We start from the raw sequence: 25,937 nt of genomic DNA on the forward strand, positions 1-25,937 counted from the left end.
AACGTTTTGAAGAGGGCAAGCCATGTTCACCGGAATCGTCGCAGCAGTCGGTCGTATAGAAAGCATTGAGCCTTTTGAAGGTGGTACTTGGGCCGGCGTTCACTTGAATATCAACGCTGGGGGTTTGGATCTGAGCGATGTCGGTCTTGGGGACTCTATCGCCATCCAAGGCGCTTGCATGACGGTTGTATCCAAAGACGATAAAGGCTTTAGCGTTGACGTCTCACGCGAGAGCTTGCGTTTGACCCGAGGTTTGGACGCAGTCGGTGAAGTGAATCTTGAAAAGTCGTTGCGTGTCGGTGATCAGATCGGCGGTCATCTTGTGTCGGGCCATGTTGACGGTTTAGGCGAAGTGATCCGGTTCGAGCCTGTGGGTGAATCGTGGTTGCTCGTTGTAAAAGCGCCCGGGTCGCTGGGTAAGTTTTTGGCGTACAAAGGCTCGATCACCGTTAATGGTGTGAGCCTGACCGTGAATACGGTTGAGGATGTTTCTGACGGCACCCAATTCAGCATCAACCTGATCCCGCACACAATTGCTGTGACGACACTCAAAGCGTTAAAGCCAGGGCAGCAAGTGAATTTAGAAGTCGATACGATTGCCCGGTATTGTGAGCGATTAATGAGTTATCAAGACACTACCATGGGGTAAGTTTTGGGGAAAGCAGTTTTTTTCATGATGAATTGTTTAAACCCACGCGCACAGGAACATCGCGCGCCACTGCAACAAAAACTTGGTTTCTAGCTTGGCGCACCCATGAGTATTGGTCAATACTCAGAGCCTATTATCGAAACTAGACTCTGCTAAACTAGTGGACTTGCTTATTAGCTGTCTGTGGCAGATAGGTATCTTTAGGCAGTATCCCGGACAGGTGGCCGAGCGGTTGAAGGCGCACGCCTGGAAAGCGTGTATACGTCACAAGCGTATCGGGGGTTCGAATCCCCCTCTGTCCGCCAGTATCCCGGCTCTACCCCATTAACGGGGGATGACTTTTTGGGTGTCAGTTCATCGTTAACAATTAACCTGGTCTCAAGCAAAATCCTTTAATAGATAAAAAGGATTTTCATGTCGATCTTACTAATTGCAGGCAGCCCCACTAAACCGTCTCGCTCAGCGGCTTTATTAAAAGAGCTCGAAAAGCAGCTTAACCATCTTGGCTTGCAAGCAGCGAATTTGTCTTTGCGTGAGTTACCCGCCGAAGCGCTCGTTCTGGCCCAGTTCGATCATCCAGCTCTTAAAAAAGCAGCGGCGAGCGTTGCACAGGCAGAAATTATTATCATTGCAACACCAATCTATAAAGCCGCTTACAGTGGCCTGCTCAAACTATTTCTGGATATTTTGCCTCAGGCCGCTTTGCGAGGAAAAGTAGTGCTGCCTCTTGTAACCGCAGGTTCGCCCAACCATATGTTGGCGATCGATTATGCCCTGCGGCCCGTGCTGCAATCCATGGGCGCGAAAAATATTCTTCAAGGGATTTTTGCAATCGATCAACAGATTATTCAGCAAGAAGATGGTTACTACCAAGTCGACGATGAGCTTGCCATCCGACTAGATCAAGCCGTTTCTGCCATCGAGGAGTTTTACAAAGAAGGGGTGCTCGTATGAAATCCCACCTCCCTTACACAACACCAGACAAAACGGTCGATATTTCAGCACAACCATCTTCTGTAGAAAAAGACGAACCCCTGGACTATGCCCGGGAATTTTGGTGGTCGCCTATGCACGATGCGCGTGATTCACTCAACATAAGAGAATACTCATTTTTGGACATCTATGTAATGTCCGGCTTTGGTTGCTGAATCACTCATCTTCTTGTCCTTGCTCTGAGCAGGGCAAGAAAACGAGTGATCGAAATAAAATTATCCAGCCCCTAGAGCAAGATCCAATCCTTTGATTTTTCTAGGTACTGAAGTTTGTTCTAAGTGTGTAATCAAGGCCGGTTTCTTTTTCTGCAGTACACGGTCAAGAATTTCCTTTTCCAGTGCAGCAAATTCAACTGTACCATGTGCCCGTGGCCTGACCAGATCAATCTTCAAATCAAGTGCGACCTGACCATCCTCAATCAAAATCACGCGATCAGCAAGCGCGACGGCCTCTTGCACATCATGGGTCACTAGCAAGGCTGTAAAACCTTCGTTTTCCCAGAGCCCTTCAATCAGTTGCTGCATTTCAATCCGCGTTAAGGCGTCGAGCGCGCCAAGTGGCTCATCAAGAAGTAATAATTTAGGTTGATGCACAAGAGCTCGGGCAAGCGCAACGCGTTGTCGCTGACCACCTGATAACTTCGCGGGCCAGTCTTGCGCTCTTTCCTCAAGCCCTACTCTTTTAAGAACCTGGGATGCTTTCTCAAGTGCATTCTTTGGTAAGCCTAACGCAACGTTATCAATGACTTTACGCCAGGGTAGCAACCTCGCCTCTTGGAACATGACACGTACATCGTCAGACAGTCCCTGGACTGGTTGCGCATCCATCTGTATTGTTCCCTCGGAGGTTTTCTCAAGACCTGCAACGAGACGCAACAACGTACTCTTGCCGCAACCGCTGCGTCCGACAATTGCAACAAACTGGCCTGGTTCTATATTGAGCCCCACGTCGTTCAAAACAGAACGTACGCCATAGTTTTTAGAAATGTTGTTTAACGACAAACGTAGGCCGTTGGATGTTTGAAATATTTGTGTCATGTTCTATGCCCTCACAGTTTGATAGCCTGGATGCCAGCGTAAGCCGTATTGCTCCAGCGATTTAGCAAATATATCGGCGAGCTTGCCTAGCAATGCATAAAGCAAAATACCGACCAGAACAATATCGGTCTGCAAAAACTCTCGCGCATTCATCGTCATATAACCGATCCCCGCCTGCGCAGAAATTGTTTCCGCCACAATCAAAATCACCCACATCAGACCAAGCGAAAAGCGCAAACCTACCAAAATCGATGAGAGTGCGCCAGGCAGAATAATTTCTCGATACAGGCCCCAGCGTGATAATCCATATGTGCGTCCCATCTCGATCAGCCCAGGATCAACGTTACGAATCCCGTGAAAAGTATTGATATAAATCGGGAAAAACACCGCAACAGCAATCAGGAATAGCTTGGCACTTTCATCAATACCAAACCAGAGAATGACCAGCGGAATCAAAGCCAGCGCAGGGATATTACGAATCATCTGTATGGTTGAATCCAGCAAAGTCTCAAGCCAACGCACTGAGCCGGTCAGGAGGCCGAGCACCAAGCCTAGCCCACCACCAATAGCAAGTCCAGCCAGAGCACGTGATGTACTGATCTGCACATGCCTCCAGAGCTCACCTGATTCTGTAAGCATCCAGCCAGCTTTAACCACATCGAGTGGAGCTGGCAATACTCTGGCTGATAACCACCCGTTAGAGGAGGATAGCTGCCACACGGTGACGAGTAATAACGGTACAAGCCAGGGTACAAGAAATTTGGCTCTAAACGCCGCATACGAAAATAACTTAATCAAACGCTCTTGCATCATCAATCCTTAACTTTGTGAAACCTTGAGTTCTTTTGGCACGAGATCATTACCCATGACCTCACCAATCGGACTCACAGAATTCGAATGTTGGGATGTTAAGTTTGTATCCAGCTCGACATGCGGGAAAACAAACTCTGCGACACGGTAAGCTTCTTCGAGATGAGGATAACCAGACAGCACGAACGTGTCTGCACCAATCGCCTCGTACTCTTTGAGTCTCGCTGCAATTGTTTCTCCATCACCGACCAGTGCAGTTCCCGCACCACCTCTGACCAAGCCAACGCCTGCCCACAGATTAGGACTGATCTCGAGCTTATTGCGATCTCCACCGTGCAGTGCACGCATACGACGCTGGCCCTCAGAGTCCATCCCGGCAAGAGATGTTTGCGCTTTAGCAATGGTTTCTTCGTCGAGGTGTTTAATCAGATCGTCGGCGGCAGTCCAGGCTTCTTGCGTTGTTTCACGCGCAATGACATGCAATCGCACACCAAATTTCACTTTTCGTCCGAATTTTGCTGCACGCTTTCTGACATCCTCGAATTTTTTGGCTGCTTCTTCTGGTGGCTCACCCCATGTTAGGTACAGCTCAACCTTTTCCGCAGCAAGATCATGTGCTGCGTCAGAAGATCCACCAAAGTAAATAGGTGGGTGAGGACGCTGGACAGGCGGAAATAATTGACGCGCGCCTCGAACCTTGATGTGCTGGCCTTCGTAATCAACCGTCTCGCCTGACAACACGCGCGTCCAGACATCTAGAAACTCACGTGCGTGATCATATCGTTGGTCGTGCTCAAGGAATGTTCCGTCGGCGGCTAAATCTCCGCTATCCCCTCCGGAAACCAGATTTACAAGCAGACGACCATTGCTCAGGCGATCAAAGGTCGCAGCCTGTCTGGCCGCAACAGTAGGGGAAATCGTACTTGGTCGCAGGGCAATCAGAAATTTCAACCGCTCAGTCACAGGTATCAGACTTGCTGCGGCGATCCAGGGATCCTCGCAAGAACGTCCGGTCGGCAACAACACACCGCCAAAACCCAATTGATCAGCTGCCTGAGCAATCTGTTTCATGTAGTGGTGGTCCAGTGCGCGTGCACCTTGACTCGTACCTAAATATCGACCATCGCCGTGCAGAGGGATAAACCAGAATATATTCATTTGATAGTTTCCTGAATTTGATTAAATAGGATGACCCGACCAGACGATGTCTGCGACATTGATCTTTTTAGGGATGAGCTGTAGCTCAAAAAATGCATCGGCAACCGCTTGCTGATCGGCGATTGTTTGTGGGTCCAACAAACCTACCGGCGAGATCTGACGGCGTTTTAAAAATAAGCCGATGACCTCAGGACTCAGACCGCTAAATGACGAGATCAAACGTACCGCTTGCTCTCTATTTTTTTGCACTAATTGATCGGCTTGGGTCAACTCCTCAAAAAGTGCGCGAATCGTAGTCGGATGATTTTCGACCAAATTTCTCGAGGCAAGATATAGAGAGTTGTTATTGGTCAGCCCCGCTCCTGTTGAGACCACACGCACTGGCACCGTTAACTCAATTGCGGCATAAAAGGGATCCCATATCACCCAGGCGTCCAAGCTTTTTCGTTCAAAAGCGGCTCGCGCATCTGCAGGGGTGAGATAAATCGGCTGTATATCATTCCATTTCAGGCCGGATTTTTTCACAGCCTGTACTAATAGGAAATGCGCACTTGAACCTTTCTGTAGAGCTATCTTTTTTCCCTTTAGATCTGAAAGTGAGCGTATCGGTGAATCTTTCAAAACAATTATGGCAGAGCTCTCTGGCTTAGGTGGCTCTGTGCCCACATAGAACAAATCTTTACCTGCAGCCTGCGCAAACACAGGGGGCGAATCCCCAGTCAGTCCAAACTCAAGACTACCAACAGATAAAGCCTCAAGTAGTTGTGGCCCCGCTGGAAACTCAATCCAGGAGATTTTTGAATCAGGAAAGCGCTTCTCCAAAGCACCTTGTTGCTTGAGGATGACGAGATTGACTGCTGATTTTTGATAACCAATACGGATTAGCTTTGCATCACTATTCAACGATGCAGGGGTAGACTGAGCATAGGACACAGCAAGAGGAAAAAGACTTAAAGCTGATGTGGCCCCCACTCCCGCTCCGAGCGCAGCACCTAACAATCGGCGACGTTGAGACATGCTGTTGTGCATAGGAGATAAAAAACGGATCGGTTTCATTTTTTATCCCTTGGGCTGCAAGTTGAATGGCGCAGCGTCGAGGAGATTCAGTTTTTTAGGGATTAACTTCAAGTCAAAGAAGGTATCTGCAATAATTTGCTGCTCACCCAGGATTTCTTTGGTTATCGGGCCTGTACCAAACTCGGAACGACCGATATAAAGATCTAGAACTGTTTTATCGAGCCCTAGAATTTTTGATAACTCTGTTACTGCTGCAGACTTGTTTTTTGACACCCACTGATCAATCTTATTGACTTCTTCGATTGCGATATTTAAAACATCTGCATTTTTTTCTGAGTAACTGCGGGAAGTGAAGTAATAGCTACGATTTTTTACAATATCGCTAGCGTTAGCCAACAATCTGGCCTGGAGAGTAATTTCTGCCGAAGCAAGAAATGGATCCCAAATCACCCAGGCTTCAATCGCACCTTTTTCGAAAGCTGCCCGCGCATCTGGGGGTGGCAAAAATACAGAGTGGACGTCGTCATATTTCAGGCCATGTTTTTCAAGCAATTTCACCAGGAAGTACTGAACGTTTGAGCCTTTGTTATAGCCAACGCGTTTACCTTTTAAGTCAGCGACGGTTTTGATAGGCGAATCTTTTTGCACAATTACGGCCTCGAGTCGTGGACGCGGAACCGTTGCTCCGGCATACACCAGCGGTGCACCAGCCGCCTGTGCAAATATCGGTGGAGCCTCGCCTACATCACCAAAGTCGATCGACCCCACATTCAATGCTTCAAGTTGAACGGGGCCAGCGTTAAATTCTGTCCAGGTAACTTTTACGCCAAGTGGCGCTAATTTTTCCTCAAGGGTGCCGCGTGCTTTCAGGATTGAGAGCCAACCCTTTTGATTTCCAATCCTGAACACGCGACCGCTTGATTGCGCATTGACTGGACCCTGGGGATTGAGAGCAATGATAGCGAGTGCTATTGTGCTTTTGACGAATGTACGGCGTTGATTGATGAACTTAGACATTTAACAACCTCATGTATGCATTTCATGAGATTTTCAACGCCATCGAACTAAACTGGAACTACATTATTTTTGCTTGTTAATTTCTATTCAATCTAAATTGATATTCAGATAAATAAAGTTGAAAAATATATATTGAAAATCAGTAGTGTCCGGTTTAATTCCGAACAAATTCAGTTCGAATTTCATAGTCAGCACTGATGATTTAAGGAGAGAATATTCAATCCGTCAAAGTAGCTGCTTTCAATCCTAGATGCTCGCGAAGGGTACTGCCGTCATATTCTCGGCGCATGCGGCCCCGTTCTTGCAAAATAGGAACGACCTCCCTGATGAAGTCTTCAAATCCACCTGGAAAATACGCCGGCATGATGTTGAACCCGTCTGCTGCGCCTTCATCAACCCATTTGATCATATGGTCTGCAACCTGCAGGGCTGTTCCTACAACGATTTGGTGACCTCTGGCGCTCGCGACTTGGTGATAGAGTTCACGCAGCGTCAAGTTTTTCTCTTTCGCCAGACGTACTAAAAGATGTCGTCGACTATGCGCACTAGGATCGGGAGGTAACTCAGGAACAGGCCCATCAATTGGATAGTCTGATACATCAAAAGCCAACTCCTCTCCGAGGATTGCTAAGGCATTTGATTGGTCTGTATAAGACTGTAGTTGAGCGAGTTTGTCTTTTGCTTCTCGCTCTGTTCGCCCAATGATCGGCATTAGGCCTGGCATCACCAGACATTGGTTTGCATTTCTGCCTTTTTCGATCACTTGAGCTTTTAGTCCGCTATAAAAATTCTGGGCATCTGTCAAATCCTGTTGCGCAGTGAACACGACCTCTGCATGCTTGGCCGCTAGGGCTTGGCCTGGTCCAGAGGAGCCTGCCTGTATTAGAACCGGATGGCCTTGAGGACTTGGCGTGACATTCAAGGGGCCTGCAATATTAAAGAATCTACCTTTATGGTTAATTGCATGCATCTTTTTAACATCGACATAAACGCCTGCCTCTTTATCTTGCACATAGGGGTTAGCATCCCATGAACGCCAAAGCGCCTTCACTACTTCGACATGTTCTTGAGCGATCTCGTAACGCAATGCATGATCTGGATGGCGATCCCGACTGAAATTGATTGAGCCGTCTGCAAATGTTGTCACGATATTCCAAGCAGCCCTCCCTTTGGAGAGCTTGTCTACTGTGGCGAGCGTACGTGCCAAGTTAAATGGTTCCGTATAGGTAGTAGATGCTGTGCCTGCTAAACCAATATGTGTTGTAACCATTGAGAGTGCTGCAAGCATTGCCAATGGGTCAGGGCGCGTGATCATGGACGGATGTGAGTCTGGTGTCGTGAGTAACCGATCGCCAAAAAAAACCATATCAAATTTAGCGCGTTCTGCTGCTTGTGCAATACGAATAACGTGATCAATGTTTTCTGTGCCTGATTCTGCATCAGGATGTCGCCATCCGCCTGCATGATGACCCGCAGCCAAAAGAAATAACCCTAATTTCATCGAAGTACCTTAATTAAATATATTGGAGGTTTGTAATATTTTTAAAAAAAGTCGTTTAGTCTTGCTGTAAATTTGTTGTCTGGATCACGCGATTTGCTACGTTATGAACAGCTCGAATTTGTTGGGTGATTTGTTCTGGCGTCATGGGTTGCACTATGACTTGAACTTGTGCGAGGGCAGAAATCACCTCAGGTTCCTGAATGACCTCGGCCATCCAGGTTCTTAGCTTGAATAAAATATCGGGTGGAGTGTGGCTGGGCGCTGCGACCAAAAAAGATCCTGCCAAACCATCTTCAAAGTCTTTTAAACCTGCTTGCGCCATCGTTGGGATATGCTGCAGGTCAGTGGGAGCGTCTTTCGCCCCATACAAAGCCAGAGCCCGCAACTTTCCACTTTTAACAAAGACCGTACTTAAGGGATCAAATGCCATATCAGCGTGACCAGCCATGACATCTGATACTGCTGGCGCACTTCCTCGGTAAGGCAGGTGTCTGATATCAACGCCAGTCATAAGCTTGAACATCTCCCCTGACATATGTCCGGGCGTACCGTTACCAGATGATGCAAAGGTAAGCTTGCCTGGATTGGCACGTGCGTATGCGATGAGATCAGCTAAGGTATGTACCGGTAAAGCTGGATTGATTGCAACGGTAACGACGGCATTACCCGAATAACTGATGGGGACGAAATCGGTAAATGGGTCGAATTTAACTTTTATCAGTTGTGGTGCTATAGCCAGATTACCGATTGATGCATTGAGAAGGGTATATCCATCCGGCTCAGATGATGCTACGTAAGATGCCCCGATTGTGCCCCCAGCACCGCCTTTGTAGATAAGTATGACCGGTTGACCTGCTTTATCAGCAAGCCGTTTACTGATGATCCGAGCAACATTGTCGTTAGTGCCGCCTGGAGGGTAGGGGACGACTAGATTGATAGGCTTGGATGGAAACTGGGCTTGTGTTGCGAGGGCTGAACTTGCAACGCTATTCAATATGAAAAATAAACCAGATGCGATAAGTAGGCTACGACAGTAATGAGAAATGCGCGACATGAGGAATCTGCTAGAAAGCTAAATACAGATGCTATGACCGCATGAAGGTTTGAACAACGAACATTAATGCATATCATTATTTGAAAAAAATAATATGCAAACAGCGAATAAAAAAAATCCCCGAGCTATATGGGTAACTCGGGGAAAATCACCATTTACAGGTGGAGGAGACATCCTTGAAAGTTAGCCTAACGCACAACCGATGCATTGCATTCGGAATACTTGCTCTTCGAAGTCAAGCATTAATTTTTTAAGCAAAGTTTCTGCACGAGGCCAGTTTCCATAGCCTGATTCAATATTCAAATGGCCTGCATTAGGTATACATATAAATTCGCTTTTCCAACTATTTGCATAGCGTTGTGCAAGGGCAAGCGGGCAGTATGGATCATCATCGCTTGAAACTACAATGCTTTGATAGGGCAATCTATCTAAAGGGATTGGCGCAAAACTCTCAAGTACATGACGGCGTAAAGGATTCGCTGGAGCAACCAAGAGAGCTCCTTGAATGCGTTCAACGGCTCGTTGCGGGAGGTGGACTGTCGTTGCGCAGCCAAGACTATGCGCAGCAATCACAACCTGCCTCGGCTGTTCTAATATCGTCTGCGCAAGTTTGGCTACCCATTGCTCCTTTGATGGCTGCAACCAATTCTCTTGCTCTACGTGAATAGCGCCTGGCCATTTTTTGGTAAGAATGCTTTGCCAGTGACCCGGTGCAGAGTTATTCCAGCCTGGGACGACAATCAATGTTGGTTTGTCAGACATGACGACCCGCACTGAGTTGACGAACAACGGAGATCATGCGGTCTACTTCTTCGCAAGTATTGTAGAAGGCGAGTGAGGGCCGAACGGTAGACTCTACACCAAACCGTCTTAGGATAGGTTGCGCGCAATGGTGCCCTGATCTGACTGCTATGCCTTCTTTGTTCAGTGCTACGCCGACTTCCTCAGTTGTATACCCCTTCAACACAAAAGAAAGTACGCTTGCTTTCTCTTTCGCTGTACCTATCAGTCGAACCCCGGGGATTGGAGAGAGTAAATGCGTCGCATATTCAAGCAAATTATGTTCATAGGATGCGATATTTTCAATACCGATTTTTTCAACATAGTCGATCGCTGCTCCCAAACCAACCGCATCTGCGATATTGCCAGTTCCTGCTTCGAATTTATTTGGTGCGGGTTGGTATTGTGTATGTTCGAATGTCACATCCGCAATCATATTGCCACCGCCTTGCCACGGAGGTGTTTGCTCAAGAATGTCGCGACGGCCATACACGACCCCAATTCCCGTCGGTCCAAATATTTTATGTCCCGAAAATACGAAAAAATCAGCGCCTAGCGTCTGGACATTGACGCGCATATGACTGACAGATTGCGCCCCATCTACGAGTGCGATTGTGCCAGCACGGTGTGCGAGATTGACGATTTCCTGAACAGGCACAACTGTTCCTAGCGCGTTGGACACTTGTGTAATAGAAACGATTTTTGTCCGAGGATTGAGCAATTTTTGATATTCATCTAAAAGTACCTGGCCAGTGTCGTCAACTGGAATGACCCTTATGCGTGCGCCTTTTTCTGCAGCGAGTTGTTGCCATGGCACGATGTTTGCATGGTGTTCCAGCTGAGAAACAATGATCTCATCATCTTTGCCGATGTGTTTTGCACCCCAAGACTTGGCTACGAGATTAATTGCTTCGGTTGCCCCACGAACAAAAATAATTTCATTCGTACTGGATGCACCTATAAATTTTCTGACTTTTTCACGCGCAGCCTCATATGCATCCGTTGCGCGCGCAGCGAGCTCATGTGCCGCACGGTGAATATTCGAATTTTCATGACTATAGAATTGATTAAGCCGGTCAATCACGCTCTGTGGCTTTTGTGTAGTCGCTGCATTGTCAAACCAAATGAGTGGCTTTCCATTGATACGCTCTTTGAGGATAGGAAAATCTTTGCGTACCGCATTCAAATCAAACGGAGGATAGCGAGTATCGCTTGTATAGTTTTGAATCCGATCAGAGAGCCCTTGAGGCGCAATCTGAGGATCAATGAAATAAAAATGAGAAGATGTATTTTTAGGTGTTTGATCTAATAAAAATGATTGGATGGGGAGCACAAAGCTTTTTGCATTCAGACTGTTTTCTGGAAGACTGATTTGCTGAGCACGCGCGACGTTAGTCGCTTGTGCCGCAGATATGTGCGGTGAAGCGTATCCGGTGGAGGGCGTAGTCGTACTATTTGCAGTCGGTAAGGATGCAAAAAAACTGTTAGCCATGCTTGCAAGAGTGGAAAGATCTGGCAATCCACTCTTAATTGCCAAGGAATCATTTGTAGGTGTCGGGATAGTCATGGAATTTTCCGATTTCAACATCTTCAAGTACGGCGAGCGCATCGTCAGACTGAACCACTAATGAGCAATAGAGGCTAATTAGGTAAGATGCAATTGCGTTGCGACTGATACCCATAAAACGTACTGAGAGTCCTGGACTTTGCTCTCCAGCTAAGCCTGGTTGATAAAGTCCTACTACACCTTGCCGCTTTTCTCCGACACGAATAAGTAGAATTTTCGTTTTGCCATCTGCAACAGGTACTTTATCGCTAGGAATTAGTGGAATACCCCGCCAGGTTAAAAACTGTGCGCCAAATAAACTGACGGTCGGTGGAGGGACTCCGCGACGTGTGCATTCACGTCCGAAGGCCGCGATAGCCAATGGATGAGTTAAAAAGAATGCAGGTTCTTTCCATACTTTTGTTAATAATTCGTCCAAATCGTCGGGCGTTGGTGCTCCAGTGAGTGGATAGACGATTTGTTCTTGTGTCACATTTGCTAGAAGTCCGTAGTCGGGATTATTAATCAGCTCGCTTTCTTGTCTTTCCTTGATAGTTTCCACCGTCAGGCGGAGCTGTTCTTTTATCTGGTCGTGTGGACTGTTATACAAGTCACTGACGCGTGTATGGACATCCAGAACAGTCGAGACTGCATTGAGAAAATACTCTCGAGGGGTATCCTCATAATCAACAAATGTTTGCGGTAATTCTGATTCATCACGCTTTGCGCATGCGACAAGCACATCCTGTGGATTTTTAACTTTGTTTAAGCGATAAATACCTGCTTCGACAGGAGACCATTGGAGTAAATGAACAAGCCATCTGGGACTGATTGTTGATAATATCGGAGTGGTTTTAGTTGCATTGGCTAGTTGTCGTGCGGCATTGTCGCTAAGTGCTAACTGGCCAGGGTTCTGTTCTGACATATAGTCCTCTTAATCGTTAAAAACTATTTTTGAAAAAATAAGGTCTTGTGTTTGATGGTGCCTCGGCATCCTGCCTTGAATCGGCTTGCGTGACATGTTGGTTAGGTTCAACGTTATGCGTGACCCATACATTCCCGCCAATCGATGCGCCATGTCCAATCGTGACTCGTCCTAAAACAGTCGCACCTGCATAGATCACTACGTCATCCTCGACAACGGGGTGGCGTGCGCGTCCTTTGATTGGGTTGCCAGACGCATCGGTTGGAAAGCTTCTAGCGCCTAACGTGACTGCTTGATAAATACGCACTCGTTTCCCAATAACAGCTGTTTCACCGATCACCACACCCGTTCCGTGATCAATAAAAAAACCAGAGTCGATTGTTGCACCCGGGTGTATGTCTATACCTGTCTCACTATGCGCGAGCTCAGCGATGATTCGAGCAATCAGTGGAACTCCCGATTTATAAAGAAGATGTGCAATCCGGTGGTTAATCATGGCTTGTATGCCTGGATAGCAAAGCAACACCTCATCAACGCTTTGTGCTGCGGGATCACCTTCATAGGCAGCAATCACATCGCTATCCAATTGCTCACGCACTGAAGCGAGATCGATAGAAAAGTCCCTGACTATTTGATTGGCTTGTTGCTCATTAGAGGACGCGTCCTTAGCGTCTGAATTTTTATTCTTGTATTTCAATTCAAGTTGCACCTGGACTAATAGCGACAACAACACTTCATTCAAAACATGGCCAACGTAATAGTCTTCACTCTCCTGACGTAAGTCCAGAGGACCTAAGCGCATCGGAAATAATATTCCTCGCAGTCCCTTCATAATGACGGACAATGCCTCACGTGAGGGCAATTCGCGACCACCAGTTTCATTGGAGCGTTTCTGTGAAACCCTCCACCGATTTCTAACTTTAGCTAATGACTTGACTACATTTTGTAGCTCAAACGCAACTGTTAAATCATTTTCCTGATTGGGGCGGGGTATATAAAAAGCATCCATATCAAATCCGATCAATCCTGAATCCATGGCAATTCATTAAAGCGCCAGCCATCCTGAGCACCTCTATGCTGTTGAGCATCTAGGTTTCCCTCAAATCCATCCAGAACATTAAATACGCTGGTAAATCCAGCTTTAGTCGCTGCCTCGGCCGCGAGCGCTGATCTTTTTCCACTACGGCAAAGTAAAAGCAAAATCTTGCTTTTACCGGTCTTTAATTCCAGTTCTTTAGTAAATCTGGGGTTTCGATTTAAGCTTGTTCCTGTAGCCCACGCGACATGGATACTATTTGGGACGTAGCCGACAAATTTCCGTTCCTCTGCAGATCGAACATCAATAAGTTCAGCGAAGCCTGCTGAAAAGAGGTTCCAGGCTAACTTTGGTGGAATATTCCCGGCATAAGGTAAACCAGCGGCTTGCGATACTGCACGTGCAGCATCAAGTGTTTCAGCGTTGTTATAGGTTTGATTTTCTTGTGTCATGATCTTGGATAGCTTTTGCATGAATCATCCGCACTACAGCTAAAAATTAACCGTGTAAGTGGCGATGATTAAAGTCTACGCAATCACGCTCATCCAGGTAACGAATAAAAATGAGTTAACTAATCTGAAAATCATCTATGTCATTTAATAATGCTAGAACTGAGTAGAAAATCCTCCTTTTTCCACCTGTGCTTTTTCTACCGTTTCTCTATTGAGCGCAGGGAAAAATGCTTCGATAAATGAATATGTATAGCCGCGTAGATAGTTGTTTTTCAAAACAGCGACCTTTGTCTGGTTAATACCAAAAATATGTCCTGCATCAATTGCACGAAGTGATTGATCTCGTTCTGGATCATAGGCAATCGAGGCAACCACACCAACCCCTAATCCAAGCTGAACATATGTTTTGATCACATCTGCATCCATCGCACTTAAAACGATATTTGGAGATAAATTCTTACTGGAAAATGCCTGATTTATTTTTGTTCGTCCAGTAAAGCCATTTTCATATGTAATTAATGGAAACTCAGCAAGTCGTTCAACATCCAGTTTATTTTCGAGCAGCGGATGCCCAGGTGGGACGATGATTGAGTGCGCCCATTGATAGCTAGGCATAACAACTAACTCATCGTAGTGATCGAGTGCTTCAGTTGCGACCCCGACATCTGCATCGCCAGATAACAGCATCTCTGCTACTTGCCTGGGTGAGCCTTGATGCAAGTGAAGGCTCACATTTGGATATTTCGCACGGAAAGCCTCAACCGCTAACGGTAATGCGTAACGCGCTTGAGAGTGCGTGGCTGCGATGGACAGCATTCCATGTTGCGATTGGTCGAGATCCTGACCCGCTGTCTTCAGATTTGCAGCACTAAGTAATATATTTTCGATGATGGGTAATACGTGTTCACCAGGTACCGTAAGCCCTGTGAGACGCTTTCCTGAGCGTATAAAAAGTTCAAAACCCAGCTCTTCTTCGAGTTCACGAATTTGTCTGCTAACGCCTGGTTGAGATGTATGAAGCACCTCGGCTACATCGGTAAGATTAAAGTTGCACCGAATTGTCTCGCGGACAGAGCGAAGTTGCTGGAAATTCATAATGACCTTCATAAAAAGATAAAACGCTGACATTTATCTTATGAGAGAGTTCTTTAAATCCCAACAACTCATAACTTATATATATCTATCGAAATCCTCTTTAGAAAAATGGTCCGAGTTTTTTAAAACGAATATGTATATTCGTAAGTTTTCGTTTTGTTTTTTAAAAAGTTTATATATTGAGTTCACGTATCGGTCCGGTCAGTACCGCCTAGAAGCAAGGGTTTGTTGCTCAGTAAAGTGGCGGTGAGATTTACCTCTTTTCAGTCCTGAACATAGGATGAGTTTTATTCACCCGTGCTTATTGTTCGACGATAAAAGTTCAGTAACTTTTCTTCAGCTAAACATAAGATACTGATGGGGTGGGGTGGCGGCTCTGCAATACCCGACTATGCTCAGAGTGATCCTATCAAAAAGCCATTCGCAATCCAATATTTACAGCCCCAAGGCGAGCCTCTGAGCGAGACCGTGCGGGCATTGCCCGATGCGCGGGCCGAGCATGCCGATGTGTTGGCCGATGGCCAAAACGTGGCCGTGGTCTGGCGCAGCAGTGAAGGCGCTGTGACTTCTCTCAAGGCCTGGCTGTCGACCGATGGCGGGCAAAATTTAACGCTCAAAACCTTGGGCCAAGCCACGGGCTACAACGACCACCCTCGCTTGGCCCAAAGTGGCTCGCGCATGGTGGTGGTGTGGTGCAACTCACAGGAGACGCAAGTCCATGAACTCCGTTTTTAAATTCATGGCACTCGCCATCTGTAGCGCTGCACTCGGCTTGAGTGCCTCGGCGGTTTGGGCGCAAACACACCAGCACGCACACCCTCAGGGCCAATCCAAGGCATCGACCCCGCGCACGGTGTTGCCCTTTGACGAAAAAACCTGGGCGCATGCTTTGCAGCATGGCCCACGCCCTGCAGCGTACTCTTACTGCAGCACTTGCCCGGCTGCTTTTGCGGTGCTGCACAAGGCCGTGCAACAACGCAAAGACAAACCCGAACTGAATGCCGTCATGATGGACGTGGCGGTCCCAAAGGCCTTGCGCAATGCCTCGCACTTCAAGGGCATGACGCAGATGTACGCCTTTGATGGTTTCGAGCCCGCCATTCGCCAAGCGGTCGACCCGACCTGGCCCAACGTCACGCCCTATGTGGTGCTGATCGACGCCCGAGGGCAGAAGCAACGGGTGATAGGCCAGCCCAATGCCACGGTGTTGAAGCGGTGGTTAACGGCATCTTGAGGTGTGGTGTGAACGCCATGCGGGTGCAAGAAATCCTTCATAGATGATTAACTCATTAAGAAATAGAAAAACAGTCGTTTGAGTTTTAACGAGTCACTTCCAGAATTCATCCCATCCGCTTATTGATGTGTATTTTCGGAGTGACCTCATGACAACCAAACGCCCTTTTATCAAATTCGCCGCGCTGCTGGCATTGACCTTGTCGGGTCTGACGGTGCAAGCGCAAGCGCCCATCAGCCTGCTCAACGTGTCTTATGACCCGACCCGTGAGCTGTACGTTGAATTCAACAAGTCCTTTGCCGCCCACTGGAAAGCCAAAACCGGCCAAGACCTGAGCTTCAAGCAGTCGCACGGCGGCTCGGGCAAACAAGCCCGCTCCATCATTGACGGCTTGGATGCCGACGTGGCCACCCTGGCCTTGGCGGGTGACACCGACGCGCTGCACAAAAACGGCAACCTGATTCCCAAAGACTGGCAAAAGCGACTGCCGCACAACAGCTCGCCCTACACCTCGACCATCGTGCTGGTGGTGCGTGCGGGCAACCCCAAAGGCATCAAAGACTGGGATGACCTGGTCAAACCCGGCATAAGCGTGATCACGCCCAACCCCAAAACATCGGGCGGGGCCCGCTGGAACTATTTGGCCGCCTGGGAGTTTGCCAAGCGCAAATATGGCAATGAAGCCAAGGCCAAAGACTTTGTGGCCGCACTCTACAAAAATGTACCCGTGCTCGACACCGGGGCCCGTGGCTCGTCCATCACCTTTGCCCAGCGTGCGCAGGGTGACGTGTTCATCAGCTGGGAAAACGAAGCCAACCTGCTCGAAAAAGAATTCGGGAGCAAGATTGATGTGGTCTATCCATCGATCAGCATCCTGGCCGAACCCGCTGTGACCGTGGTCGATAAAAACGTGGACCGCAAAGGCACACGCGCTATGGCCCAGGCCTATCTGGAATACCTCTACACCGACGAAGGCCAAGACATCGCGGGCAAAAACTTCTACCGTCCGATTTCGCCCAAGGCCCAGGCCAAATACGCCAAGCAGTTCCCCAAATTGAACCTGTTCACCATCGACCAGGCCTTTGGGGGTTGGGAAAAAGCCGACAAAGCCCACTTTGCAGACGGCGGCAGCTTCGATCAGATCTACACCAAGAAATGATCGGCTGCGGTTTGCAAATGGCCCTCTATATCTTGATATCCATATAAGCAAACTACAAATGATTCGTTTGAGATTAAAGGGAAGACTTCCACAATCGCGCTCTTCCGTTTTATTTGCAACCGATTGGACACCGCATGAAACAACTCTCCCGCATCACTTTGGCGATGGTTTTGGCCCTGTCGGGTCTGTCGGCCAACGCCCAGACCTTGCTCAACGCCTCGTATGACGTCGCGCGCGAGTTTTACAAGGACTACAACGCCGCTTTTGTGTCGCACTACAAAAAGACCACGGGCAAAGACGTCAAGATTGACCAAGCCCATGGTGGCTCCAGCGCACAGGCTCGAGCTGTTAACGACGGCTTGGATGCCGATGTGGTGACCATGAACACCACCACAGATGTGGACTTTTTGGCCTCCACTGGCATCGTGGCCAAAGACTGGAACAAGCGCTTTCCCAACAGTGCGTCGCCCACCACTTCGACCATGTTGTTCCTCACTCGCAATGGCAACCCCAAGGGCATCAAGGACTGGGACGATCTGGTCAAGCCCGGCATCAAGGTGATTGTGGTCAACCCCAAAACGGGTGGTAACGGCCGCATGGCCTATCTGGCGGTCTGGGGCTATGTGAAGAAGAAGGGCGGCTCGGACGCTGACGCGGCCGAGTTCGTGAGCAAGCTCTACAAAAACGTCCCTGTGCTGGCCAAAGGTGGGCGCGATGCCACCACTATCTTCTTGCAGCGCAACATTGGCGACGTGCTTGTCACGTTTGAGTCGGAAGTGGTGTCGGTTGACCGTGAATTCGGCGCGGGCAAGGTCGATGCGATCCACCCGTCGATCAGCATCGTGGCCGAGAACCCGGTGGCCGTGGTCGAGCGCACTGTGGCCAAGAAAGGCACGGCCGAGTTGGCCAAGGCTTACTTGGACTATTTGTACTCCGAAGAAGCCCAGGAGATCGCGGCCAAGCACGCTTTGCGTCCACGATCGGCCACGGTGCTCAAAAAGCACGCTGCCACCTTCAAGCCTTTGCAGTTGTTCACAGTGAACGAGGTGTTTGGCTCTTTCGCTGAGGCACAGAAACTGCACTTCAACGATGGCGGTCAATTCGACAAGATCTACACCGTCAATAAGTTCTCTCCATGACTGCTTTGCCCATTGCGGCACCCGCCCCACGGCGGGCGCCAGCCAGGGTGTTGCCCGGGTTCAACCTGACCCTGGGCTTCACCATCTTTTACCTGAGCCTGATCGTGTTGATCCCCTTGTCAGCGCTGGTCTTCAAAACCTTCACTCTCACCTGGGACCAGTTCTGGGCTGCCGTCACCGGGCCGCGTGTGATGGCGTCCTACCGCCTGACCTTTGGGGCTTCTTTCATCGCCGCGCTGGTCAATGTGTTCTTCGGACTGTTGATCGCTTGGGTGTTGGTGCGCTATGACTTTTTTGGCAAAAAAATCGTGGATGCGCTGGTGGACCTGCCCTTTGCTTTGCCCACAGCCGTGGCGGGCATTTCACTCACGGCGCTGCTCGCAGGCAACGGCTGGATTGGCCAATACCTGGAGCCGCTGGGGATTCAACTGGCGTTCAACCCCAATGGGGTGGTGATCGCTCTCATCTTCATCGGTTTGCCCTTTGTTGTGCGCACCGTGCAGCCGGTGCTGGAAGACACGGAAAAAGAGCTCGAAGAAGCAGCCACCTGCTTAGGCGCCACGCGCTGGCAGACCTTCAGCAAGGTGATCTTTCCGACCATCGCCCCCGCATTGCTCACGGGTTTTGCCATGGCTTTTGCGCGTGCCATTGGTGAATACGGCTCGGTCATCTTCATCGCGGGCAACATGCCCATGGTGTCCGAGATCACGCCGCTCATCATCATCGGCAAGTTGGAGCAATACGACTACGCGGGTGCGACCGCTGTCGCGCTGGTCATGTTGGTTTTTTCCTTCATCTTGCTGCTGGTCATCAACGCCTTGCAAACCTGGCAACGCCGCCGCTCGGGAGCCTCCTCATGAGTCAGACCCTCTCTGCCAGCAAGGTGCAGGCAGGCACCACCGAAGCCCGCTGGATTCGACGCAGTCTGATTGGCTTGGCGCTGGCCTTCATGTTTTTGTTTTTGGTTTTGCCGCTGGCCGCTGTCTTCACAGAGGCGCTGCGCAAAGGCTTGGATGCCTACCTGGAGGCGCTGAAAGAGCCTGACGCCTGGTCTGCAATTCGGCTGACCTTGATCACCACTTCAGTGGCCGTGCCGCTGAACTTGGTGTTTGGCGTGGCCGCGGCCTGGGCCATTGCCAAATACGAGTTCAAGGGCAAGTCGCTTTTGACCACGCTGGTGGACTTGCCGTTTTCGGTCTCGCCCGTGGTGGCGGGTTTGATCTATGTGCTGATGTTTGGCGCACAGGGCTGGTTTGGCCCTTGGCTGCAAGCGCATGACATCAAGATTGTTTTCGCGGTGCCGGGCATCATCTTGGCTACGGTGTTTGTCACCTTTCCCTTCATTGCACGCGAGCTGATTCCGCTTATGCAGGCTCAGGGCAACGACGAAGAGCAGGCTGCGATTGTGTTGGGGGCCACAGGCTGGCAGACCTTTTGGCGCGTGACGCTGCCCAACATCAAGTGGGGGCTGCTGTACGGCGTGATCTTGTGCAATGCACGGGCCATGGGCGAATTTGGTGCGGTGTCGGTGGTCTCGGGTCATATCCGGGGCCAAACCAACACCATGCCCTTGCACGTCGAGATCCTCTACAACGAATACCAGTCGGTGGCCGCGTTTGCCGTAGCGTCTCTGTTGGCCTTGCTGGCGCTGGTTACTTTGGCCATTAAGTCCTTCATCGAGTGGCAGCACGAGCAAGAACTCAAGGCTTCAGCCAACACCCCGCCTGAGCAGCCAGTCCATTGACTTCAACTTTAGATTTTGGTTTGAAACATGAGCATCGAAATCCGTAACGTCAACAAACAGTTTGGCGACTTCACCGCGCTGAACAATGTCAGCCTCGACATCGAGTCGGGTGAACTGGTCGCGCTGCTGGGCCCATCGGGCTGCGGCAAGACCACGCTGCTGCGCATCATCGCGGGTCTGGAAACAGCCGACCAAGGCACCATCGCCTTCAGTGGCGAAGACACCACGCATGTGCATGTGCGCGAGCGCCAAGTGGGCTTTGTGTTTCAGCATTACGCCTTGTTCCGCCACATGACGGTGTTTGAGAATGTCGCCTTTGGCCTACGCGTCAAGCCGCGCAACCAGCGCCCACCAGAAGCCGAAATCAAACGCAAAGTGCACGAACTTTTGAGTTTGGTGCAACTCGACTGGCTGGCCGATCGTTATCCTTCGCAGTTATCGGGCGGTCAACGCCAGCGCATTGCCTTGGCCCGTGCGCTGGCCGTCGAGCCCAAAGTGCTGCTGCTGGATGAGCCTTTTGGTGCCTTGGATGCCAAGGTGCGCAAAGAGCTGCGCCGCTGGTTGCGCCGCTTGCATGACGAGTTGCATGTGACCAGCATTTTTGTGACGCACGACCAGGAAGAAGCCCTGGAAGTGGCCGACCGCGTGGTGCTGATGAACAAAGGCAATATCGAGCAGATCGGTTCGCCTCAAAATGTGTGGGACCACCCGGCCAGCCCTTTTGTGTATGGTTTTTTGGGCGATGTGAACCTGTTCCATGGCCGAGCGCACGAAGGCGAAATGCTCATCGGTGCCGACCAACACGCCATTCGTTTGGATACGCCAGAACATGGCCAAGTGCAAGACGCAAAGGCTTTTGCCTATGTGCGTCCACACGACCTGGATGTGACCCGCTACACGCCGGGTGCTGCCAACACGGGCATTGTGGCCAAACTGACCCGCGCCATCGTGGTGGGGCCTGTGGCAAGGTTGGAGCTCGAACCCGTGGAAGCTGGCATGTTTGGCCAAGACGCCATCATCGAAGCGCAGTTGTCGGCATCGCAATACCGCCAGCAAGATTTCAAGGAAGGCGAAACCTTGGTGCTGACACCGCGTAAAGCGCGAGTGTTTGTGGACGCTTGAGCGCCATGACAACGCAGGATGATGGAGATTTGGCGAGGGTTCTGAAAGACGCGGCTGAGCTTTTTGGTCTGTTGTCTGCCCCCATGCGCTTGCAAATTATCAGTGCGCTTTGCCATGTTGAAAAGAACGTTGGGCAATTGATCGAGGCTGTGAAAACGACGCAGCCGAACATGTCTCAGCACCTGAACCAACTGTATCGAAAAGGCATTTTGAGCAAGCGGCGAAAGGGTGTACAAATTTATTATGCAATTGCAGACCAACAGGTCGTGCAAATTTGCCAGGCGATGTGCGACAGGGTGACGCATCAGGGTTGAAGGCTGGTTAGCTGGATCTGAAAGCGTCTTCAGGTACCCATTTCCATAGAAGCAGACACAACAAGAAACATTTCCTTTGTCTGTGGGCCTTTTAAAGCCCTACTGGTTTCACGACTGAACGTCCGCTCCCAATGCGGGAAGAGTCATTCGCGGGTTCAAGTCCTATACCCGCTGTCGCTGCATTACCGCCGCCCAAGGCAGCGCCGCGACCGTTCGCATTGGGTCGAAAGGGCACAGTGGCGCAACCTAGCAGGTTCTAATTCCGGAGCCTTTAGCACAGAGGTTCTGAAAACTCTCGGTACAAGAAGATGTCTCAACATTTAGAATGATGCATTGAACCCCAAGAGCTTGATCTACATGCCCTTGGAAAACTTAGGCGGTTTGCGATCTGGTATCTTCTGGCCCGCCAAAACTTAAGTTTCGAAACTGCTATGCAAAGATTCGCGATGCCACGAGTCCATTAAACTGTCTTTACCGATATGAACTTGAGACCTGTACGAAGTCATACTTTAAGGTGACGCTGTGTGGTGCCCTCCCGATGTCAAACCTTGGCATGGTGCGGCACCAAACTTAGCCATGGCCCACCTTGCGGTTGGTCGCTGACTTAAAGGCGAGTTTGTAACCTGGGTGGAGAAAGTGACTGATGAACAATTCAACGCCAGCTAATAATCGTCCCATTAGGGCATTAGAGTTCGTTCTGGTTTTAGGACTCGGACTGATGAGCGGGCCGGTTCATGCCACTGAGAGAAACTCAGAACCGCTTACTACAACTACATCAGATCAATCCGAGGTTCTTTCCGCCAAGCAACTGGCGATACCGCTCATAGCCTCTTTCATGGCGGTGAGTGACATGCCCAATCTAAACAGCGCTTTACATTCTGGTTTGGATGCGGGCTTGACAGTCAGCGAGGTGAAGGAAGTCTTGGTGCAACTTTATGCCTACGCCGGTTTTCCACGTAGCCTTAATGCGTTAAGTGAATTGATGAAGGTGTTAGAGGTACGTAAGCAGCGCGGCATTCAGGACGCGCTAGGACGCGAGCCAAGCCGAGCTATTCCCACTGGTGCCATGTTGATCTCCGTTGGAAAAGCCAATCAAACAAAGATATCCGGAGCTCCGGTTCAAGGACCTTTATTCGATTTCGCGCCAGTGATCAACCAATATCTCCAAGCCCATTTATTTGGTGATATTTTCGAGCGGGACAACCTAGACTGGCAAAGCCGTGAGTTGGCCACAGTGGGTGCCTTGGCCGCCACACAAGGAGCAGAGCCGCAACTGCGATCGCACATGGCCGCTAGCATGCGAGTAGGCTTGACGGCTGAGCAGTTACGGCAGTTGATAAAGATTCTGGCTGAACGCGGAGATACGATAGCAGCACAACCTGCCGATGCCGCGCTTAAGCAGGCATTGGCGGCAGCACCGACCCGCTAAGCATTGCCCTTGCTGCTTTTCTGTAGTTCGCCCGAACTGCGGTGAGTACCTACATGACGTCCTGCGTCTGTATTTCCGGCAAAATTGAGAAATTGCATTTTTGCTGGAAACAAACGGCTCTAGCCCATCAATGGACTGACCTCGGTTCGAAGTGCTCATGAAACGCACAAAAATAGGCGATTTCAAACATCTTGAAGTATCATGCTATTTCAAGATTTATCAAGATTAGGTGCTTTCATGGCTACAACTGCGCGCGAAAAGTTTTCTTCTCAAGCCTCGCCTGACGTGTTGACCGCATTACGTCAAATTGCTGAGGGACAAGGCCGGCAATTTCAAGCTGTGCTCGATGAGGCTCTGCGTGATTACATTGACCGCCAGCAAAAGACCCGACCCCGCCGCCACGTAATGGCGTCTTTTGCGTCTAGTCTTGACGAGTTTGATCATTTGTATCGCGAACTCGCGAAATAAGCAGTGCCGCGCGATTATTTAACCGTGGCCGATGTACTCGGCATGCATATAGTTTTAATGCAAAGGTATGGCGGCGCAGGTGGGGTTCGTGACCCAGGCGCCCTCGAAGCAGCCTTGTTTAGACCACAAACTGGCTACTACGCCGATATCATTGCTGAGGCTGCAGCATTGCTAGAAAGCCTCGCAATTAATCATCCCTTTGTAGATGGCAACAAGCGTATAGCTTTTGCTGCAGCCGACGTGTTTCTGCGTATCAACGGCTGGTGCCTAAAGCGGCCATCCATGGTCATCCACAAAGAGATGTTGCAGCTTTTCGAGACTGGCACTTTTGATATCGCCCACATTGAACCCTGGCTTCGAGAGTTTGCTATGACTCAAGAGTAATAGGGTTAGTATCCCTCCCGCAGACCAAAAGCAAAAAACTTGAGATTTCAGCACCTCAGGCGGTTTGTGATGTAGTAGCTGTTGCCCCGCCAAAGTGCAGTTTCAGGGGCTCTACGGTTCAAGCCCATGAACAGGACTTATTTGTGGTCGAAATGCCACGCACCATCCCAGTCGTCCTTTAATGGCGTCATCAGCAGCTTATTGATTCGCTCGGTCATGGCAATAGAAGGACCATCATGCGGCGTGACGCTCAATGCTTGGGCAAACAAACTTAGCGCTTCTTGCCAGTGACGCGCTCGATAAGCTGCCAGCCCTTGAGAGTACAGTCCCCGAAGTTCGGCCTGTTGAAGCGATAACTGCCCGGTTTCTGCCATCGGTTCGAATATCGACTGCGGCTTGGTCTGACCGAGAACGACCACGCTGTCTATCTCACGGACTTCGATCGCACCTTTCGCGCCAACGACAGTCGCTTCAGAAATGAGGATGTCGCTGCCATAGGCCTTGTTAACACCTTCAAGTCTCGATGCCAGATTGACCGTGTCGCCCATGACGGTGTAATTCATCATAATGTCAGAGCCAATACTACCCACTAAGGCTTCACCCGTTGCAATGCCAATCCGAATATCAAACGCCATCGGCAACTCACGCAAACCTATCAACTCTGGAAATCCCGCACGCATCGGATCCAGTTGTTTGCGCATCTCAAGCGCCGCCAGAGTTGCCAGCCGGGTCTGGTCCGCTTCAATCACGAACGGGGCGCCCCAATAGGCCATGATGGCATCGCCAATGTATTTGTCGATAACGCCGCCTTGCTGACGAATCGCTTCCGACATGACCGAGAAATACCGGTTCATGATCTTGACTAGTCCGTTTGGTGTCAGTTGTTCACTGGCGTGTGTGAAACCTTTAACATCGCAAAACATGACGGTCATGACTCGTCTTTGTCCTTCACGAGCGAGATCAGGGCGATTCATCAATCCTTCGACGATTCGCGGGTCGACATATTTGCCAAAAGTCTCACGCAGGGATTCTTTTTCTCGTAGCTGATCCACCATGTGGTTGAACTCGACGGTTAGCCTGCCAATCTCGTCCTGAGATTCGACAACGAGCGGGTGGTCAAGACGCCCCGCTGCTACAGACCGGGCGCTCTCAAGCAAACGCCTGACCGGTTGCGTTAACTTTCCGCTCACCAGGATCGAGAAAGTCACGCCGATAGCGGCTGCCAATAACGTTAAGGCAAACGAGACAATCATGATGTTACGCAGGTCTTGCTTGATCCCCTCAGCATGGTTCACCAGCAGCGCCAGCATGTCAGAGCGAATGGACTCGAGTTGCTCGTTGAGCTCGGCACGTCCTTTGCGAACCCTCGCCAAGCCTTCTTGAAAAGCAATGGGATTGTCCGTATCGAGGGCAAGCTGAAGGCGACCAATTTCTTCGTTGAGTTGGCTGCGAGTTTTATCCATTGCCACTTGGATACGAATGTCAATGCGAGCTAGCTTCGCTACATCCTCCTTTGAGACGCCTCTATCCAGCAATCCGTTGATGAGCGCCCGGCTCGACGCTGCCTCCTTCTCGGCAGCCTTGCCGGCCCCTTCAAACCGGGCATTTGCCGCATCGTACATTGTCGTGTCAGCGTTTTTGAGTAATTTTTCGATGATCATGGTTCTAAGGGCAAGCGCGCGTTCAAGTGAACGAATGTTGGTCCGCGCCAAATCACCGTATGCTGGGATGTAGTTTTCGACGATGTCATCTAAGCGCTCGCCAGTTCGAATCACCAGAAAGGTCGATACGAGCGAAGTACCCGCCATCAGTACGATCAGCATCAAAGCAATGCCAAGAATCTTTCTTGCAATCGTCATTGTGAACATGCCACC

General features: G+C 49.8%; 28 protein-coding genes and 1 tRNA gene. 15 read left to right on the top strand and 14 right to left on the bottom strand.

The genetic code is table 11. The features are described from left to right. The first annotated feature begins 22 nt into the window (after positions 1-22). The 4 genes from BCM14_RS12735 to BCM14_RS15350 all read left to right on the top strand — a co-directional run bounded on the left by BCM14_RS12735 (position 23) and on the right by BCM14_RS15350 (position 1,797). The gene (locus BCM14_RS12735) at positions 23-649 is read left to right on the top strand and encodes a riboflavin synthase (RefSeq protein WP_106228420.1); all 627 of its coding nucleotides are present in this window, start codon (positions 23-25) and stop codon (positions 647-649) included. 214 nt (positions 650-863) lie between these two features. Continuing rightward, positions 864-954, top strand: a tRNA-Ser gene (locus tag BCM14_RS12740). Between the two features lie 109 nt (positions 955-1,063). Further along, on the top strand, positions 1,064-1,603 hold the full coding sequence (ssuE, locus tag BCM14_RS12745) for an NADPH-dependent FMN reductase (protein WP_106228421.1): 540 nt from the start codon (positions 1,064-1,066) through the stop codon (positions 1,601-1,603). Beyond that, a complete protein-coding gene (locus BCM14_RS15350) occupies positions 1,600-1,797 on the top strand; it encodes a hypothetical protein (protein WP_259673611.1) in 198 nt (65 codons plus the stop codon). The genes ssuE and BCM14_RS15350 overlap by 4 nt, the downstream gene beginning before the upstream one ends. A gap of 60 nt (positions 1,798-1,857) precedes the next feature. Here the strand turns inward: BCM14_RS15350 and BCM14_RS12750 are convergent, their stop codons facing one another. The 13 genes from BCM14_RS12750 to BCM14_RS12810 form a co-directional block, all read right to left on the bottom strand. Further along, positions 1,858-2,679, bottom strand: a complete 822-nt coding sequence (locus tag BCM14_RS12750; protein ID WP_106228422.1) for an ATP-binding cassette domain-containing protein — start codon at positions 2,677-2,679, stop codon at positions 1,858-1,860. 3 nt (positions 2,680-2,682) lie between these two features. Next, on the bottom strand, positions 2,683-3,492 hold the full coding sequence (gene ssuC / locus BCM14_RS12755; protein ID WP_375318484.1) for an aliphatic sulfonate ABC transporter permease SsuC: 810 nt from the start codon (positions 3,490-3,492) through the stop codon (positions 2,683-2,685). A gap of 6 nt (positions 3,493-3,498) precedes the next feature. Beyond that, positions 3,499-4,647, bottom strand: coding sequence for an FMNH2-dependent alkanesulfonate monooxygenase (gene ssuD, locus BCM14_RS12760; protein ID WP_106228424.1), 1,149 nt, complete (start codon positions 4,645-4,647; stop codon positions 3,499-3,501). Between the two features lie 21 nt (positions 4,648-4,668). Then, on the bottom strand, positions 4,669-5,664 hold the full coding sequence (locus BCM14_RS12765) for a sulfonate ABC transporter substrate-binding protein (RefSeq protein ID WP_259673627.1): 996 nt from the start codon (positions 5,662-5,664) through the stop codon (positions 4,669-4,671). Positions 5,665-5,706: 42 nt separating this feature from the next. Beyond that, on the bottom strand, positions 5,707-6,681 hold the full coding sequence (locus BCM14_RS12770; RefSeq protein ID WP_106228426.1) for a sulfonate ABC transporter substrate-binding protein: 975 nt from the start codon (positions 6,679-6,681) through the stop codon (positions 5,707-5,709). A gap of 217 nt (positions 6,682-6,898) precedes the next feature. Next, positions 6,899-8,182, bottom strand: coding sequence for an LLM class flavin-dependent oxidoreductase (locus BCM14_RS12775; protein WP_106228427.1), 1,284 nt, complete (start codon positions 8,180-8,182; stop codon positions 6,899-6,901). 55 nt (positions 8,183-8,237) lie between these two features. Next, on the bottom strand, positions 8,238-9,236 hold the full coding sequence (locus tag BCM14_RS12780) for a Bug family tripartite tricarboxylate transporter substrate binding protein (RefSeq protein WP_106228428.1): 999 nt from the start codon (positions 9,234-9,236) through the stop codon (positions 8,238-8,240). 183 nt (positions 9,237-9,419) lie between these two features. Then, positions 9,420-9,998: an RBBP9/YdeN family alpha/beta hydrolase gene (locus BCM14_RS12785; RefSeq protein ID WP_106228429.1), complete on the bottom strand. Its 579-nt coding sequence runs from the start codon at positions 9,996-9,998 to the stop codon at positions 9,420-9,422. Then, on the bottom strand, positions 9,991-11,583 hold the full coding sequence (locus tag BCM14_RS12790; RefSeq protein WP_259673613.1) for a family 2A encapsulin nanocompartment cargo protein cysteine desulfurase: 1,593 nt from the start codon (positions 11,581-11,583) through the stop codon (positions 9,991-9,993). Before BCM14_RS12790 ends, BCM14_RS12785 begins: the two co-directional genes overlap by 8 nt. After that, a complete protein-coding gene (locus BCM14_RS12795) occupies positions 11,558-12,487 on the bottom strand; it encodes a family 2A encapsulin nanocompartment shell protein (RefSeq protein ID WP_106228430.1) in 930 nt (309 codons plus the stop codon). Before BCM14_RS12795 ends, BCM14_RS12790 begins: the two co-directional genes overlap by 26 nt. Before the next feature lie 16 nt (positions 12,488-12,503). Continuing rightward, positions 12,504-13,496 (bottom strand): serine O-acetyltransferase EpsC, encoded by a 993-nt coding sequence (gene epsC / locus BCM14_RS12800; protein WP_106228506.1) that lies wholly within the window; start codon positions 13,494-13,496, stop codon positions 12,504-12,506. Positions 13,497-13,507: 11 nt separating this feature from the next. Then, entirely contained in the window at positions 13,508-13,996 is a 489-nt protein-coding gene (locus BCM14_RS12805; protein WP_375318485.1) for a rhodanese-like domain-containing protein, read from the bottom strand. Positions 13,997-14,128: 132 nt separating this feature from the next. Continuing rightward, positions 14,129-15,070, bottom strand: a complete 942-nt coding sequence (locus BCM14_RS12810; protein WP_106228508.1) for a CysB family HTH-type transcriptional regulator — start codon at positions 15,068-15,070, stop codon at positions 14,129-14,131. A gap of 357 nt (positions 15,071-15,427) precedes the next feature. On the opposite strand from BCM14_RS12810, the gene BCM14_RS12815 reads away from it, so the two are divergent. The 11 genes from BCM14_RS12815 (at position 15,428) to BCM14_RS12870 (ending at position 24,063) form a co-directional block, all read left to right on the top strand. Further along, entirely contained in the window at positions 15,428-15,805 is a 378-nt protein-coding gene (locus BCM14_RS12815; protein WP_106228431.1) for a hypothetical protein, read from the top strand. Beyond that, positions 15,789-16,304 (top strand): hypothetical protein, encoded by a 516-nt coding sequence (locus BCM14_RS12820; RefSeq protein ID WP_146129774.1) that lies wholly within the window; start codon positions 15,789-15,791, stop codon positions 16,302-16,304. The genes BCM14_RS12815 and BCM14_RS12820 overlap by 17 nt, the downstream gene beginning before the upstream one ends. A gap of 148 nt (positions 16,305-16,452) precedes the next feature. Then, the gene (locus tag BCM14_RS12825; RefSeq protein WP_106228433.1) at positions 16,453-17,463 is read left to right on the top strand and encodes a sulfate ABC transporter substrate-binding protein; all 1,011 of its coding nucleotides are present in this window, start codon (positions 16,453-16,455) and stop codon (positions 17,461-17,463) included. A gap of 134 nt (positions 17,464-17,597) precedes the next feature. Then, a complete protein-coding gene (locus tag BCM14_RS12830; RefSeq protein WP_106228434.1) occupies positions 17,598-18,602 on the top strand; it encodes a sulfate ABC transporter substrate-binding protein in 1,005 nt (334 codons plus the stop codon). Next, complete coding sequence (cysT, locus tag BCM14_RS12835; protein ID WP_106228435.1) at positions 18,599-19,462, top strand: sulfate ABC transporter permease subunit CysT; 864 nt, start codon at positions 18,599-18,601, stop codon at positions 19,460-19,462. Before BCM14_RS12830 ends, cysT begins: the two co-directional genes overlap by 4 nt. Continuing rightward, on the top strand, positions 19,459-20,346 hold the full coding sequence (gene cysW / locus BCM14_RS12840; RefSeq protein WP_106228436.1) for a sulfate ABC transporter permease subunit CysW: 888 nt from the start codon (positions 19,459-19,461) through the stop codon (positions 20,344-20,346). The genes cysT and cysW overlap by 4 nt, the downstream gene beginning before the upstream one ends. 27 nt (positions 20,347-20,373) lie before the next feature. Next, positions 20,374-21,468, top strand: coding sequence for a sulfate/molybdate ABC transporter ATP-binding protein (locus BCM14_RS12845; protein ID WP_106228437.1), 1,095 nt, complete (start codon positions 20,374-20,376; stop codon positions 21,466-21,468). Positions 21,469-21,473: 5 nt separating this feature from the next. Then, complete coding sequence (locus BCM14_RS12850; RefSeq protein ID WP_106228438.1) at positions 21,474-21,782, top strand: ArsR/SmtB family transcription factor; 309 nt, start codon at positions 21,474-21,476, stop codon at positions 21,780-21,782. Positions 21,783-22,425: 643 nt separating this feature from the next. Beyond that, positions 22,426-23,211 carry a carboxymuconolactone decarboxylase family protein gene (locus tag BCM14_RS12860; protein WP_259673615.1) on the top strand — a complete coding sequence of 262 codons (786 nt, stop codon included), beginning with the start codon at positions 22,426-22,428 and terminating at the stop codon, positions 23,209-23,211. Between the two features lie 237 nt (positions 23,212-23,448). Further along, complete coding sequence (locus BCM14_RS12865; RefSeq protein WP_106228509.1) at positions 23,449-23,679, top strand: hypothetical protein; 231 nt, start codon at positions 23,449-23,451, stop codon at positions 23,677-23,679. Between the two features lie 24 nt (positions 23,680-23,703). Then, positions 23,704-24,063, top strand: coding sequence for a type II toxin-antitoxin system death-on-curing family toxin (locus tag BCM14_RS12870; RefSeq protein WP_259673616.1), 360 nt, complete (start codon positions 23,704-23,706; stop codon positions 24,061-24,063). Between the two features lie 137 nt (positions 24,064-24,200). Here BCM14_RS12870 and BCM14_RS12875 read toward each other — a convergent pair whose 3' ends face one another. Beyond that, positions 24,201-25,931 carry an adenylate/guanylate cyclase domain-containing protein gene (locus BCM14_RS12875; RefSeq protein WP_106228441.1) on the bottom strand — a complete coding sequence of 577 codons (1,731 nt, stop codon included), beginning with the start codon at positions 25,929-25,931 and terminating at the stop codon, positions 24,201-24,203. Positions 25,932-25,937 lie beyond the last annotated feature (6 nt).

The organism is Jezberella montanilacus (assembly GCF_003003055.1).
Lineage (GTDB): Bacteria > Pseudomonadota > Gammaproteobacteria > Burkholderiales > Burkholderiaceae_B > Zwartia > Zwartia montanilacus.